Origin of the sequence: Sulfurimonas sp. (genome assembly GCF_026991475.1) — a bacterium.
In the GTDB taxonomy this organism is placed as follows: Bacteria; Campylobacterota; Campylobacteria; order Campylobacterales; family Sulfurimonadaceae; genus Sulfurimonas.
In genome coordinates this window covers 39426-57452 of record NZ_JALXBK010000074.1, presented here as the reverse complement: position 1 = coordinate 57452, position 18027 = coordinate 39426, and the positions used below count along the sequence as shown (strand labels likewise).

Below are 18027 nucleotides of genomic sequence, written 5' to 3'. Positions count from 1 at the left end.
GTCCTCAGCTGATGAGTCTTGATTTAAAATTTGATTTTGATAAAGCGACTATTTCAGATAAAAAATCTCTTGATGCTATTAACAAACTTATCAAATTTATGAAGAAATACCCTTCTTATCATGCACATATAGTAGGAAATACAGATAGTACAGGTGCAGCAAAATATAATCTAAAACTTTCTCTGCGACGTGCGAAATTTGTTGTTAAAATTATGCAAGAGGCAGGGATTGATTCAAGCCGCTTAAGTTTTGAAGGTAAAGGAGAAAGTGAACCGTTAGTAGAAAATATAAATCCTTTTAATCGCCATGTAAATAGACGTACAGAAGTGGAACTTACCCTCCCCAAAGAGAAAATAAAACAAAAGAAAATAGAACATAGAGTTGCGAGGAGAAAAGGTTAAAGATGTCTCTCCTGAACTCACTTTCACTCTACACGAAGTTATACGCTAAACCTTATAGTGTAGAGTCTTTAAGTGCTGGACTCCCGAAATCGCAAGTAGAGGATGATTTTAAACTTTTTTCTTCAAAGAGTTCAAAATCACTCTTCTCTCGAGCAGCTTCTCGAGCCGGACTTAAATCAACACTGTCAAAAAAATCACTGAATGAAATTATAGATTTACACCTCCCGTGTATTTTGTTATTATCTGAAAATAATTCATGTATCTTAGAATCATTTTCAGATGATAGAAAAAAAGCAAAAATTATTTTTGCTGAAGATGAACCATTAGAAGAGTGGATAGATGTTGATAAGCTTCAGGAAATTTACCTTGGTTATCTCTTTTTAATTAAAAAAGAGTATCAGTATAAAAAAGATATTCATAAAGTTGACACTCACAATAAACATTGGTTTTTTGATACACTCAAACTTTCTGCACCCATCTATAAAGATGTCCTGCTGGCATCTGTGTTAGTTAACCTGTTTGTTTTGGCAACACCCCTTTTTACGATGAATGTATATGACCGTGTTATTCCAAACAATGCCAAAGAGACGCTTTTTGTCTTTACAACGGGTGTAGTTTTGGCTTATATAATAGATATATCTTTAAAATACAGTCGTACCTATTTACTTGAGATTGCTGCAAAAAAGAGCGATATTATTATGAGTTCCATGATCTTTGAGCGAGTACTTGATTTAAAGATGGCATCACATCCAAAATCAGTCGGCTCTTTTGCTTCAAATCTGAAAGATTTTGACTCTATACGATCATTTTTGACAAATTCTACTACAACAGCACTTGTAGATCTGCCTTTTACAATTCTATTTTTGTTTGTTATTTATTATATTGGCGGCTCAATTGTAATTATTCCTATCATTACAATAGCACTTATTTTACTCTATGCTTTTATTATCCAAAAACCCTTGGCAAAAAGTATTGAAGATACGCATGAGGTGAGTGCTAAAAAGAGTAATGTAATTATCGAAGCACTGCAAAATATTGAGACTATCAAGACGCATAATCTTAGTTCTACCATTCAGCATGATTACGAAGAAGCTACAGGTGAAATGGCACATAAGAGTCTTAAATCACGTTTAATGAGTGCATCTGTTCCCACCATTACAAGTTTTCTTATACAATTAAATACCGTGCTTATAGTCTTTTATGGAGTATATCTTATAAATGATTTTGAACTCACAATGGGTGCTTTAATCGCTGTTGTAATTTTAACTTCAAGAACAATTGCTCCTGTAGGGCAAGCTGCTGCATTGATTACAAACTATTCAGATGCCAAAGCCTCTTATGAGGTTATTGAAAATATTATCTCTCAACCACGGGAAAGACCTATAGCCAAAGAATTTATTCAACGCTTAACATATGATGGAAAGATAGAATTTCGCAATGTGAGTTTTGCTTATGAGCAAGAGGGTGTTTTGGCATTAAATGACGTAAGTTTCACTATAAATAGTGGTGAAAAAGTGGCAATTATAGGAAGAATAGGAAGTGGAAAAAGTACCATCGAAAAGCTGATTCTTTCTTTATATACTCCTACAAAAGGTTCTATTCTTATTGATGACATAGATATTTCTCAAATAGATCCAGCAGATTTGCGTTCTCATATCTCTTATGTACCACAAGATATTCATCTTTTTAAGGGAACCATTAAGAGTAATATAAAAGCAAAATTTCCTCACGCTACAGATGAAGCGATGATAAAAGCTGCAAGACTCTCTGGTGTAGAAGAGTTTGTATTGCAGCATCCTCATGGTTATGAGATGGTAGTTAATGATCGTGGTATGGGTCTTTCAGGAGGACAGCGTCAAAGTGTGGGAATAGCAAGAGCTTTTTTAAATGAAAGCAAAATACTTTTACTTGACGAACCTACAAATTCTATGGATACTTTAAGTGAACAACGTTTTATAGATAAACTTCAAAAGCATATTAGTGATGAGACAATGATTCTTGTAACACAAAAGATGAATCTTTTAAGTTTAGTTGATCGTGTTATAGTTATTCACAATGGTTGCATTGAACTTGATGGACCAAGGCATGAGGTTATTGAAAAATTAGGAGGAGGTAAAGTTGAAAAATAAATCTTCAAAACTTACTCCAAATGATTACGAATTTATGAACTCTTTAGCTTCTGCAATGCTGCAAAGTAGCCCGAAAAAAATACGCATCAGTATAATATTTTGGGTGATTAGTTTGAGTGTACTTATTGGCTGGATGGCATTTGCAAATATTGATGAAATTGTGCGTGGAAGTGGTGAAGTGATACCCCGTGGAGATAATAAAGTTGTTCAAAACTTAGAGGGTGGAATCGTCCAAGAGATACTGACATATGAAGGGGCAAAGGTAAAAAAAGGGGATATTCTTCTCAAAATAGATAACCAAAAATCTCTAAGTTCATACGAAAGTAATAAAGGATCATCACTTGCACTTGAAGCAAAAATATTAAGACTGCGTGCAGAGTCTGAAAATAAACAGTTTGTTATTACTAAAAAGATTAAGAAAAAAATGCCATTACTAATAAAAAATGAGATGAGTTTGTATAAGTCAGATATCCAGCGTTTGGATGCTGCTATAAAAATAGTAAAGCAGCAACAATACCAAAAAGAGCGAGAATATGAAGAAAATCGCAAACGCTTAGAGATCTTACAAGAAGATAAAAGACTTATCAATAAAGAGATAGCTATTATGAAACCACTTGTAGAGAAAGGAATTAAGTCAGAGTATGATTTCTTAAAATTGCAACGAGAAAAAAATGGAATAGTAAAAGAGTTAGAAGGGGTGAAACTTTCATTGCCTCGCCTACGTTCTGCTATTTTGGAAGCAAAAACAAAAGTAGATGAAACAATTTATGAAAATCAAATAAAAGCTAAAGAGCAACTTAACGATACGCTTGCAAAATATAAATCACTTCTTGCAAATGATGAAGCACTCTCCGATCAGGTAAAGCGAACTATAGTAAGGTCACCTATAAATGGAGTTGTACAAAAATTATATGTACACACTGTTGGCGGAGTTGTAAGACCTGGAGCTGATTTGGTTGAGATAGTTCCAAGTAATGATTCACTGCTTGTTGAAGTAAAAGTAAAACCTTCCGATATTGCATTTATATATAAAGGGCAAAAAGCAAAAGTGAAGTTTTCTGCCTATAATTTTTCAATTTATGGTGCTTTGGATGGAAAAGTAGAGAGTATCAGTCCAGACAGTATACAAGATGATAAAGGTGTTACCTATTTTAAAATTAGGATTAAAACAAATAAAAGTTACTTGCAAAGAAATAAAAAAAGATTAAAAATAATTCCTGGAATGACGGTAAATGTTGACATTATTACGGGAAAAAGAACTGTTTTAGATTATATATTAAAACCTATACTCAAAACCAAGCAGTATAGTTTTAGTGAGCACTAGGAGTTAGAATGAGAGTAGTTGGAATTGTTATAAACTTAAATGGTAACTATTTTGCTAAAGATGAGCAAGGTCATATTAGGCAACTAAAAGTTGGTGATAAGATCTATGAAGGTGAGGTGATTTATGGTGGAGGAAAGAGTGATGCCCTCGTCATAGAATCTCCGCAATCAAATGAAAAAATTATGCTACATGGTTTGAATGAATATGTAGCACAAGAGTTTGGTTATGCTCCAAAATTATCTCAAACAGAGCATACTACTCAAGATGTAAAAGTGGATCAGATAGATAGAGGGGCACAAGAGACTCATAAAACAATTGCCCATTCCCATTCAATCTCGCAACTCAGCTCTTATCAGGCAGCAACAGATAATGCTGTAGGATTTCAAGAAGTCTTTTCAGTAAGAGATGGCAATGTTGTTAATGTTATTGCGTCTCTTTTAGATACCAGCTCTTCAGATACTAATATAGATACAGTAGTGGATAGCGATTTACCCTTTAATCCTCCTCCAAGTCTTACAACAAATATCTCTGAAGTAGAAGATAACTTCTATGATACATATCTTCCTTCAGGAACAAATACAGTAAATAATAGTTTTACATATCAGGCTCTTTCGGGATTTAAAACATTGACTATAGGAACACGCACTTTTACCCAAAGTGAAGTAGAAGCTTTTGGTTCTTCTCCTGTAACACTGAAAATGGCAGCAGGTGAGCTTACCCTTAACGGCTACTCAAAAGTAAATGATGATGTGACAATCTCTTATACATATAAAACAAGCCACAACTATTTACATGCTGCAGATAGTGATCTGTTTATAGATTCTTTGGATATTGTTGTCAAAGATGTTGGTGATCAGAGTGCTACAAGTGTTTTACGTATTGATGTGATTGATGATACTCCAATTACGCAGGCTGATGGTAATGAAATGGAAGTGGGTAAACTTGTTGATGATGTAAATGGAAACGTTTTTAGTAATGATCATATTGGTGCGGATGATGAGACTAAATCAGAACCTGTAGTAAGCGTTGTGAATTCAATCGGATCAGATGAAGATGGAAGCGAGAATATAGGTAAAGTTCTTAGCGGAGAGTATGGTTCACTTGTACTAAACGCAGATGGAACGTATGCATATACGCTAGATGAGACAAACCCTGCAGTCGTTTCATTACCCAAAGACGCTACACTTGAAGAGACATTTACTTATACTATTGAAGATGGCGATCATGATAAATCTACAAATAAGCTTACTATAACCATTGATGGAACATCCAGCCCTACTGTTAGTATCGAAGATGGCACAGTAGAGGACAATTTTTACGATAGCTATCAGGCTTCTGGAACGAATGAGGTTAATGATACTATAAATATCTCTTTAGGTGGAGATATACAAAGTGTTAAGATAGGGGATGCTCAATTCACTTTAAGTGATTTAGAAGCACTCAATACAACACCTGTAAAAATTACGATGAATGCAGGAGAATTAACACTCAATAGTTATACGCATTCGGGCGATAATTATACCATAGGCTACAATTATGCAACTTCAGATAACTATCTTCATGATGTCAATAGCGATAATTTTATAGATAAAATTGCAGTCGTAGTTACTGATGGTGCGGGAAGAGATGCACAAATTGATTTAAATATAAATGTAACAGATGATGCGCCAATTATTAATGATGATACAAATAAAATTACGGAAGGTTTAGTTCTCAATCAGATTAAAGGGAATGTTTTTTTAGGAGATACGCAGGGTGGTGTGGCTGATCATATAGGTGCTGATAATGAAAATGAATCTGTTCCTGTTATTGATGTAAGTAGTATCACTGCGGATGTTAATGGCAGTGTTGGATCAGGGTTTGATGGTAAGTATGGAGAACTTATTTTAAAAGCAGATGGAAGTTATAAATATATTTTAGACAATACAAATCCCGAGGTAAAAGCCCTTGTTGATGGAGAAACACTTAATGATGTTTTCTCGTATACGATTGTGGATGCAGATGGGGATAAGGCAAGTGCCGAGCTTAATATAACCATTGATGGTAATTCTGAAGATCCTGTTTTGGTAGTTGCAGATGGAGTAGTAGATGAGGCCGCTCTTAACAGTGATGGGACTAATCCATTAAGTGATAATGAAGTAGTAAAGGGAACGATTACCGGTACTGCAAACGATGGTTTTCAAGATCTGAAATTTACAACAAGTGATGATAATACATTAACGATTGATGATTTAAGTAGTATTGATGGAAGTCAAACCATTAACACACCATATGGAACCCTGACTCTAGTTTCCTATAGTGAAACGCCAGCTTTTCCAGGTTCTGGAGCTAAAGTTGGACAAATTGCATACTCTTATGAGCTTACGACACCTGTCTCAAATGCTACTCTTTCAGATAGTTTTGATGACATCCTTAAGATTGAACTTTCTGATGTCAATGGAGATACAACTACAAAAAATTTAACCATCACAATAAATGATGACAAACCTCTTGCAACAGACGATGCTAACTCAGTAACAGAAGACAGTAATGATATAGTGCAAGCAACAGGAAATGTTTTAACGAATGATGTGGATGGTGCAGATACCAATACTAATCCAATTACTGCACAAGATGTAGCAGGGAAGTATGGAGAGTTTGTTTTAGGCACAGATGGAAATTATACTTACACTTTAGATAATGATAATCCTTCTGTGAATGCATTAAAAAATGGTGAAACACTTACAGATACTTTGGAATACACCATTACTGATGGGGATGGTGATAGTACTACTGCTAATTTGGATATTACTATTAATGGATTTACTGATCCAAATCTTAGTGTGGATGATGTTACAGTTGTTGAAGATGGAACATCTGGTGATATGCAGGTTGTTTTTACAATTAATATGGATACAACAAGCCCAAGAGATGTAACTTTTGACTATAGCACGCTTGATGGTTCCGGTGTTGCGGGTAAGGAGTACTCAGCGCTTGGAGGAACTGCGACTATTACAGCTGGAAGTACATCGACAGCTGTTACGGTTACTCTTGGAGCAGATGATTATGTAGCCGATAGTGGCAAAACTTTTGATCTAAAAATTACCAATGTCAATAGTGCAGGAGCTATTTTAGATGCTACGGGTACTGCAACCATCACAGATGATTCATTGACAGATACACCTTACAACCATACTGATACCATAGAGTATTCACAAGAGGGTGTTACTCTTAAGCTTGTTGCAACGGATGAAAGTGGAAAAATATTGGATGACCCATCTGCAAACAGTACAGTAGAGGGAGAAAAAGCATACTACAAAGTAGTGCTACAAGATGCTGATGGCAACGATGCTGTAGATGCAGATGGTAAACTGGCAAGTGGAACGGTTAATATTGCCTATGCTGATGATACTGCAACTGGTGGGGTTGATTATGACAATAGCTCAGTGAAAACAGTCAATGTCAATCAGGTTTTTAGTGTCGATACCATTGATGACTGGATAAGTGATGATGGTGAGACATTTAAAGTGAGTGTTGCAGATGATCAATCTTACTCCAATGCAAAAGATTTTGAAAATGTAACGCAGGATACAACAGCAGTAACGACAACCATCAATGATGACAGTGATGTGACAACACTTGAGCTTAGTGGAGATCCAATTGTTACAGAAGGAGAGAGTGCAAGTTACACACTCAGTGTCGATCATGCACCACAAAGTGATCTTAGTGTGACAGTAGCCCTAACAAATGTTGATACAGAAGATGGAGATTTTGATTTTACTACAGATGCAAAGACACAAACGGTTGTCATAGCTGCTGGAACAACCTCATCGACTTTTCAGATTGATACAGTAGATGATAGTGTTTATGAATGTAATGAAAATTATAAAATTGCCATTACAGGCACAAGCGGTGGCGGGCTTGAGAATCTTCAACTTGGAAGCTCAGAAGTAACAACTACCATCACAGATAATGATGTTCCCCATATAACAGTTGATGATGTAACGATTCTTGAAGATGGAACAGCTACTATTACTGTTACATCTGATATAACAGCAAAAGAAGATATGGTTTTTGAGTATACTTTATCTGCTGGTACAGCTACTTCTGGTGTAGATTTTATACCTAAAACAGGGAGTGTAATCATTGCAGCAGGTGAGACAACTGGAAAGATTGCCCTTGATACACCTATAGATGACTATTTTGCAGATAATTTAGAAACGTACAATGTTTCTCTCTCTGCAGCAGATAGTACTATAGTTTTTGACAAGAATGTTTCAGTCGTTACCATTGATGACAATACAGGTGCAACAACTGTTGAAAATAATGAAGATCCTGTAACACTGAAACTTGTTGCTGTAGATAATACAGGAGCAGAACTTGGTCAAGATAATAGCGCAAATGAGGGAGCTGCTCTATTTTACAAAGTAAAACTTGTCGATAAAGATGGTCATGATGTACTTGATAGTGATGGTAATCTTGCAAGTGGAACAGTTGATATTTCATATACAGATGATACAGCAACTGGAGGGGATGACTATATTAATACTCTCACCACAGTGAATGTAAATGAAGTCTTTTCTGTTGCCACATTAAAAGATAGCATCAGTGATGATGATGAAAAATTTGATGTAGTACTAAATGGTAATTATAGTAAAGCAGCTGACTATGAAACAGTAGTCTATGATACAGCAACAGTAACTTCTACCATAAATGATGATACTTCAACTAAAGATATAGTGTATATTTATATGTCACAAGATGCAGTTGTAAGTGAAGCAGATGGTGCGGCGCTTACCCATACTCTTACATTTAAAAAAGCTGATGGAACACCAATAGATTTGGCAGATGGAAAACAAGTAACAGTCAACTTGACTTACTCAAATGATGCAACCGATGCGGCGGATTTTCAAACAAAAACGACTCAAGTGATTATTACAGGAGATGGTACATCATCATATACTTTTTCCAATATCGTAGCTGATGATTTCTTAAAAGAGGGAAGCGAATCGTACACACTTCAAATTGCCAGTGCAAGTGATGATGATAGTTATTTTGAAGCTCTGTTACCAATTGGTTTTGGGAAAGTTACAGGTACAATTAACGATGAAACCCCACCTGATGAAGTATTTGTAAGTATTCATAGTGATCAAACTATACGAGAGGGAGACAACTCTGGTGAGTTCATCGTGGCAGTTGATAGACCTGCATCTGAAGTAACATCTGATATTACGGTAGCTCTTACATATAGCGGTACGGCTATAGATGGTACAGACTATAAAGGTGTATCAGAGGTAACCATTCCTGCTGGATCGAACAGTACTACTTTTGATATTACTACGATTCAAGATAAAGTTATTGAAGGGAGTGAAGATTTTACCATAACAATTGGAACTATCACCGACACAAACTTTGAAGCGATTAGCGTAGATTCCACTGCCGATAGCGTGACAAACACCATCATCGATGATGTCGATGCAAATCCAGACACAAATGCTCTTAAAGAGGGCGGTAATCAGGTTATAGGTAACCTTTTAATAAATGATGAGGTAGGCGTTAACGGTAAAGTTACAAGTTTTAAATATTTTGATGAATCCGGAAAAGAGCAAAATGGTACCATAGGTGAAGAGGCAGATACTCAATATGGGCGTATTACTGTACAAGCTAATGGTTCGTATGTCTATTACTCAGACACTACACCTGAAAATCATCCAAGTGATGGTAATACAGATACGGCAATATTACCTGATATTATTAACTACACTGTAGTAGATGACAATGGAGATAGTGATAGCTCAACACTAACAGTAAATGTGGGTGATACCATAGGAGGTGTCATTGATGGTTCGGCTTCGAGCGTGGATGAGAACGATTTGCCTTCTGGATCTGACACAACAAAAGAGTCACTCATTATCACAAATAATGATTTGGGTATTCAGCCGAGTACAGATGGTGTTGCAAGTGTCGGATTTGATTTGGGTGAGGTGCAAGCAGCTCTTGATTTACAATCACACGGAGTAGCCCTTACTTATACACTCAGCGGTACAGATAACAACATCTTGAGTGCCAAAGCAGACGACACAGAAGTATTTGTTGTCACAATTAATAAAAATGGTGGAGCAGATGCAAGTTATGACTTTGAACTCAAAGCAGCGCTAGATCATCTCAATAGCTCAGGCGGTAAACTTGATAGCTTGGATATAAAAATTCCGTTTGAGTACAAAGAGATAGGGGCAACAGAAGATACTGTAAAAGGCAATTTAACTGTAAATGTTATAGATGATACCCCAACGGCAGTAGTAGATGATGTAGCAACAGTAGAAGAAGGTGACACTACTCCAATAACGGGCAATGTCCTTACAAATGATATTCAAGGTGCAGATGGTGCGCTGCTACACGACTTTAAGTATACAGACATAAGTGGTTCACTTCAAGATAAATACTTCTCAGATACAGTGAGTACCTATACAGTTGATACTCCAACAGGTTCTCTTACCGTAAATCAAGATGGTTCTTGGTCTTTTGCTGCACATACTTATGTTGACCATGATGATGTTATTCAAGGAGATGCTCCATTTAGTCACGATGGAAGTGATAACGACTCAACAAAAGGAAGCTTTGAGTATAGACTGCAGGATTACGATACCGACAACTCTAACTATGTCACGCAGATTATTCATGTAACCGATGGGGCGAATCCAAGTTCTAGCGATGTAACAAACGCAGTAGATGAAGATGATATTGTTGGAAGTGGAAGCGATCAAACGCAGAGTGCTACAGTAACTGGTACCTTGGATGTTACAGGAGGAAGTGATCCTATAGATGTTGGTTTTACGACAACTGGCTCAGGAACACTTACTGCAAATGGTGTCGCTATCACTTATACGTTTAGTGATGATGGACATACGCTTACAGGTATAGCAGGTTCGGATGTTATTTTTATAGCACAGGTGACGGGCGATGCAACTGTGAACAATCCAAGCTACTCATTTGAGCTAAAAGGTGCTATTGATCATCCTGATGCTTCTGGAGAAAATACGCTTGATCTTCCTCTTGAGTTTAAAGCACTTGACATAGATGGTGATGCAGCTACTGGAAACTTAACCATAATAATAACTGATGATATTCCAAGTATAGCCACTCCTGTAGATGGTGCAGTTGATGAATCTGGTTTGCCTTATGGTGCCACTCCAGATGAGAGTTTGACCATTACAACTGGAACCTTGGCCGTTGGACAGGAAGCAGATGCGATAGACACGGTTTTTAATGCAGCTACCATAACAGCTCTTGAATCTCAAAACTTACAAGCAACAGTTGGAAATCCACTCAGCTATACTATTTCAAACGCAGGGCATACGCTCACCGCTACACAAGGTGATGTGACATACTTTAGTGTAGATATTAAAAATCCGACAGATGCAACAGCCTCTTATGAGTTTCATCTTGTAAACGCAATTTATGAGTCTACTTCTGGTGGTACACAAAACATAAATATTCCTTTTAGCGTAAGTGATTTTGATAAAGATACAACAAGCAGCTCATTTAATGTAGTAGTAACAGATGATATTGGATCGACAGATAAACAACTGACTCTGAATGAAGATGGAAGTATCACTTTTAGTGTGACTGCCGATGCAATTGAACCTCAAGCAGATTATATTACAGAGCATGGTCGTATCAGTTTTGATGATGCAACAAACCTCTTTACATATACTCCTGATGCCGATTACAGCGGTGTAGATAATGGCATAGTTTTAGACTATGTAGTCAATGGTGTAAATCACAGTGTCAATGTTGATGCGACGATTAATCCTGTAAGTGATAAACCTACGCTTAGTGAAGATGCAACAACCGTCAATACAGATGAAGATACGGTTGTCGCTTTAGGTTTTAATGTTCCTCTTGTCACAGATGATTTTGATCAAAACAGTTTGGATACTGCACCAAACTCGACGAGCGGAGATAATCCGGAGAGACTCGGAGCTATCACTTTAAGTGGACTTCCAAATGGGGCGAAACTTGGTTTTGGTTCTACGGTAGTAGATTTAGACGGTTCGGATGTAACATTACAAATTTCAGATCTCGATAACAATGATGATGGAGTTAATGATCATCTGGCTGGACTTACAACTGATTACACCCTTACAAAGGCAGAGTTTGAGTCTATGAAAGTACTGCCGCCACTTAACAGTGGAGAGAATTTTGATGTTACGATGAAGGTAACGTCTTATGAAGTAGACGATAGCGGAGCTATTATCTCAGGTGTAGCAGGTGCAGAATCTACACAGAGTGTTACTGTAGATGTACATGCAAAAACCGATGATGGTGTTGGCATTAGTGTAGCAAATATTAATGGCAATGAAGATGAGTGGATGCGTATAGATGACCATATTACCATTACAAAAACAGCCGATACGGATGGCTCAGAAGTATATGAACTTGTTTTTGATGGTGCAAACTTACCTGATGGAACACTCTACTATACAGGAAGTACACCGGTAGATATGAGTGACAGAAGTATAGGGACTGATGCGAGTGGTGGATTTAGTATATCTATTACAGATATAGACAATCTTCCTGAAATGTATATTATGACACCTGTTAATGATTCTACAGACATTAAAGATCTTAAGGTGACTGTAAATGTGCATGATACAGACAGTGACTCTACTCCTGCTACAGATGTTGTAAAATCGGCAAGTGACTTTGTGGATGCAACAGTCTTGCCTATTGCAAATGATATTACAGTTACTACGACGGGATCTGTAGGTGATGAAGACACAAAAATACCTCTTAATCTTAGTTTCACAAATGAAGATGGACCGCTCTCAACACCTGCAGGACTCGAAAAAGTCACCTCTGTTACTATAACAGGCATTCCTTCTGATGCAAAACTATTTGATGAAAATGGACAAGAAGTAGCTGTAAGCAATGGAAGTGTTACAGTAGATATTGTGGGTGGAGATACTTCTAAAATAGAGCAATACACCATGCAACCTCCTGCACACTCCTCGAAAGACATTACACTTCACGTGAGTATGACAACAAAAGATGAAGATGATAATGATGGTGATCTTCATACAGATACATCTACAACAACACCTATTGATGTTGTAGTAAAAGTAAATCCTGTAAGTGAAACTGATACAAGTGATACAGCAGCACCAAAAGGTGATGATATAACACCTGTGAGTGCACATATTTATACAACTCTTGCTGAAGAAGATACTTACTTTGATCTTAACAATGCAGATGCAGACTATAAGCTTGAAGTAGCTAATGAAGATGCTCTTGTCAATGAAGATGGAACTACGAATCCTTATGGAAGTGAAGAGACTTTTGTAGTTTTTACCAATGCAAAATATTTTGATGGAGCCAATGAGATTGCTGTTAGTGGTGATACTTTTTTAAAATATAACAATGGTAGCTCTGATGTAACTATGAAGTTTTCTGGAACGGGTGAAGTGAGGGTTCCTTTAGAATTTTTAGATACGGTTGAGATCAAAGCTGCGCAAGACTTTTCCGGAACTTTTAAAGTAGATACCTATGTACAAAATCAGGATTTGGGTGAAGATCCTTCTGATAGTCCTGGAAGTATCGAAAACTCTACAGTCTCAACACTTGTTATAAATGTAAACCCTGTACCTGAAGTGAATCCAAGTGTAAGCATAAACAACCTCAGCGGACTTGAGGATGCAGGAAGATATGCTGATGGAACTATAGATGCACTCTCAGCTATAAAGGGCATTCCGCTTAATGGTGTTTTAAAAACTTCAGACAGTGACAGCTCTGAAACTTTTACTATCACACTTGATAAAATACCAGAAGATGCCGCTATTTATGTTAAAGGGCATATTGTCTATGCAAATTCCAGTAGTGATTTTTCATCTGATGGCATAATATCTACAGACAATGGAGATGGTACTTTTAAAGTTGATATTCAAGATATTGATCCGGTAACTCCTCCATTTTTAATACCACCACATAACTCCAATGAAGATATAACACTGCAAGTAAGTGGACAGATAGTTGATACAACAACTTTAGAAGATGGTACGGTAATTACAGTACCGGGAGATGTTTCAGACCCTGTGGCTATTACTGTCGTAATAAAAGGTGTGGCAGACAGTGTTGTAAATAATGAATTTAAAACTTATGATGTAGCAGTAGATACACAACAAGCAAATGGAGATAAATTTGATGTAACAGAGCGTTACGATGGTGGTGGTGCCTACAATGCCGTTGTGGCAGAAGATTCTGATGCTTCAGGAAAGGGTGTACTTATAGACCTTCAAGATATTTATAAAGATCCATCACAGCTGAACTCTTATGATAACTTAGACTCAAACGCAGTAGATGTCTCACCCGTAGCTGATACCTCTGTTGCAACAGAAACAGTAAACCTTACTGTGACTGGATTGGATGAGCAGTTTGATCTGCAGGGTGCTGTGCTTGTCAATGGAACAGGGAGTGATAGAGTCTATACATTTACGCTTGCTGAGTTGCAAAGTGGTAATATAAAAGTAGTAGTGCCTGAACACTATAGTGGAGAGGTGGATTTTAAAGTACAGTATGTCACAACTGAAAATGATGGAGATTCCAAAACATCTCTGTTTGATGATGTGAAGATTTTAGTGACTCCAAAAGCGGAAGATACATCGGCAATCGCAATTGATACACTTGATGTTAATGAAGATACACTTACTCCAATAGCCTTTAATCTAACAAATCCAGCAGTCGATGATAACGGAAACCCTGAAACACTTTATGAGGTGTGGATTAAAGTTAGTGATGTTGAGAGTAAAGAGTTTACTCTTTTTGATGGAACAGACTATACTACTTTAGAAAATGCTGTGAGCTCAAATGCTAACATCTCGAAAGAGACGATTGATGGAGATGACTACTATAAACTTGAAAATGGAGCGTTTAATAACCTTTATGTGCAATACAACCCTGACTTAGGTACAAGTACAGACACTAGTTTTGAGACGAAATACACATTTATGGATTATATCGATGCAGATGGCAAAACTCTTGAAAATATCTCTCCTCAAGAGACAACGATTTACACAATGAATCTCTCGCCAATCACTGATGATATAGATGCTCAGGGAACAAGCATCACAGACAGCGACGATGATGGCACTACAGATATATCAAATGTAAATCTTGATCTCAATGGTGATGGTACGCAGGATGATATGAGCGTAAAAGTACTGAGTGATACACAACTCAGCATTGATATACAGATAAATGGTGTCAATATGCCTGATGAGGTTGACCCTGCAACAGGCAACAAACCAAATGGTATTGACGCTGATGCTTCAGAGCAGATACAAAGTATTAGAATCGATGGTGTTCCTAAAGGAGTAGGTATAGAGGGTGGACGATATGCTGGAGATATTGAAGACCCAGATCATCCTGGAGTATATACAGGTATCTGGTATATTGATAATCCAAAAGATTCAGATGGTAATGCTATGACTATAGATGCTGATGGAACTGACTATAACTTAGTGTTGAATATTCTCTCCCCATTTGCTTATGGAGATGCTAAGTATACTGGACATGAAGTTGGTGGCGATATTAAAGTGAGTTTTATCAATGTTGATGGCACGGCAAGTGCTGTAAATGATGCGGTAAATATTCATATAGATGATACTGCTTATAATCCATCGACACCTACTGAAGTACCAATAGATATTTTAGAATGGAATAGCACTGATAAGGGTGATGTTATAGTTGAAGATACCCCTACAAAATTAGGAGATTTGATAAACTTTGCCATTGATGATAGTAAGGTTGGTAACAATCCAAATGCAACATATAATGGTGTCTCAGGAATTGATGATGGAGAAGATGTAACTTATAAACGCTTCTCTATTACGGTTGAAGGTTTTGAAAATGCGACGGTAAGCGGATGGCAGGAAGACTCATCGAGCGGTACAACATTTTGGACTTATCAGGGGGCAGTCGGGGAGACAGATATACAAGCCGCTTTAGATAAGCTCATAATCACTCCTGATCTTGATTACAATAAAAACCATGATAGAGCACAAGGTGATACAGAGAATGTGTTTGATGAGGGACCACTCAAGTTCACAGCAACATTAACAACGTATACACAAAGTGGATTCTCTGATGATGTGAGTTTGGATTATGTAGGGAATGTACAACCTGTAACTGATGACATTACACTCGATACGACTTTTGACTTTATAGATGAAGATGGGACGACACACTCCTCAACCATCGCCAATGAAGATGGAACATTTAATATTGACATTGCTATAGACTCTGTGGATAATCCTTACTTAAGTGTTCAATCTGACTATACTATTACCAATAACTCTCCAGATAACATTGGTGTCATTGTTGCAGATGGAAGTGATGAGCAACTCAATGGTCAAATCTCTTGGGACAATGGTGCTACATGGCATGATCTCAATGTTGGAGATTCCGTCAGTGTGCCAAAAGCAGATATTAATAATGTCGTTTTTAAACTTAATGACAATATAGCTGGACATGTAAAACTTACTTACAGTGTTGATGTTTTAGAAAATGGTGATACAGGAGCAGCAAAAACAGTAAGCGGTGATGTTGCGTTTGATGTCAATCCTGTCGCAGATGGATTAGCAAGCAGTGGCGATGTAAAAATAGTAGGTGATGAAGATACCTTTATAGAATTAACTGATAGTTCAGGAAATTCGTTTAATACCCTTAGCTCTGATGATCCAACTGAAGAAGTTACAAGTTTGATGCTCTCTGGTGTACCTGTAGGTTATTTGGTTTATGTTGGGGCAGATGGTTCTCAAGTTTTAGCAGACAACTTAGGTGTAGATGCAAGTGGAAATAACTCTTGGGCTATAGATGCTTCAGGTAGTATCCCTCAGATTTGGCTTAAAGCTCCTGAAGATGTTGGTGGGGTTACATCAACACCGACAGCTGGTTGGGATTTACTTGATTCAATCAAACTTGTAACTGGTGTTGATGATATGGGAACTATTATATTCTCAACTCAGGATGTACAACTTCAGATCAATGCTGTTGCTGATGATCTTCAAAGTGTAAACGCAGAAGATATTAAGGGTGTTGAAGGCGAAGATATCGATTTTATTTTTAACGCTTTGGTTAAAGATACAGATGGCTCAGAATCGCTAAAAGTAACGCTTCAAGGGCTTGGAAACTATGCTGTCTTTAAATTGTCCGGTGTTGAGCTTGATTCGAGTGTTGTGAGTTATGATGCTGGAAATGATATTTATACCATAGATTCTCTTGCTGTAGATTACAACAGCATCAAACAACTAAGTGTTATGCAAAATGACTTTAGTGGAGATGTAACAGTTGGGCTCAGTACAGTTGAAAAGAGTAATGCAGATACATCGGCTGTAACATCAGATACTTTCACAATGACAATAACGCAGCAACCACACAGTGCTGAGGATGATATTTTACTCTTTGACCTTAAAGGAACAGAGGGAGGTTCAGGAGATGATACTCTTCTCTTTAGAACAGATTGGAACAACACAGGCATAGACTTTACTGCCTTAGATGATACGCTCACTAAAAATGTAGAGAGACTTGATTTAACAGAGCATGGTGACCATACTATAACACTTAACTCTACAGATGTCGAGGCGATGACAGACGCTAGAGATGCTCTTACAATCGAGAGTGATACAGGTGATACAATCAACATTCAAAATAAAGGAGATAATGTCTGGGCACAAGAGGGTGCTACAAATGTATATGAAGATGTCAACGGTGCTACTTTAACTTTTAAAGGTGATGGAACAATTGATGAGAGTGGCATAAGTGCAACTGCAGATGATGATGTACTTGGCTACAACGATACTAATGCCATTGATGGTGGTGCTGGAAATGACAGAATCATTATCTTTGATAGTGTAAGTGTTGATTTTGCGAAACTCAGTAACATTGAGACGATAGACTTGAGTGTTAAAGGTGATCATGATTTGGGAACTTTAAGTTTAAGTGATGTCCTTAATTCTACTGATACGAATAATACCTTAACTATAGAAGGTAATGACATAAATGATAAAGTGAGTTTTTCAAGCTCTGATGGTTGGGAGAAAGGAAGCAGTGATGGAACGTATACAAGCTATACGAATACAAATGATTCCACTGTTCTTGTAAAGGTAAATGATAATATAGATGATCAAATTATATAAGG

The 18027-nt window shown here is 37.1% G+C and carries 4 protein-coding genes; all 4 read left to right on the top strand.

The window, feature by feature from the left end; genetic code table 11:
- Window positions 1–401: OmpA family protein (locus tag MV589_RS06215; protein WP_297433087.1), on the top strand; the 401-nt coding region annotated here is incomplete at its 5' end.
- Window positions 402–403: 2 nt separating this feature from the next.
- On the top strand, window positions 404–2530 hold the full coding sequence (locus tag MV589_RS06210) for a type I secretion system permease/ATPase (RefSeq protein WP_297433086.1): 2127 nt from the start codon (window positions 404–406) through the stop codon (window positions 2528–2530).
- Entirely contained in the window at window positions 2520–3854 is a 1335-nt protein-coding gene (locus tag MV589_RS06205) for an HlyD family type I secretion periplasmic adaptor subunit (RefSeq protein ID WP_297433085.1), read from the top strand. The genes MV589_RS06210 and MV589_RS06205 overlap by 11 nt, the downstream gene beginning before the upstream one ends.
- A gap of 8 nt (window positions 3855–3862) precedes the next feature.
- On the top strand, window positions 3863–18025 hold the full coding sequence (locus tag MV589_RS06200; protein ID WP_297433084.1) for a cadherin-like domain-containing protein: 14163 nt from the start codon (window positions 3863–3865) through the stop codon (window positions 18023–18025).
- Window positions 18026–18027: the final 2 nt, after the last annotated feature.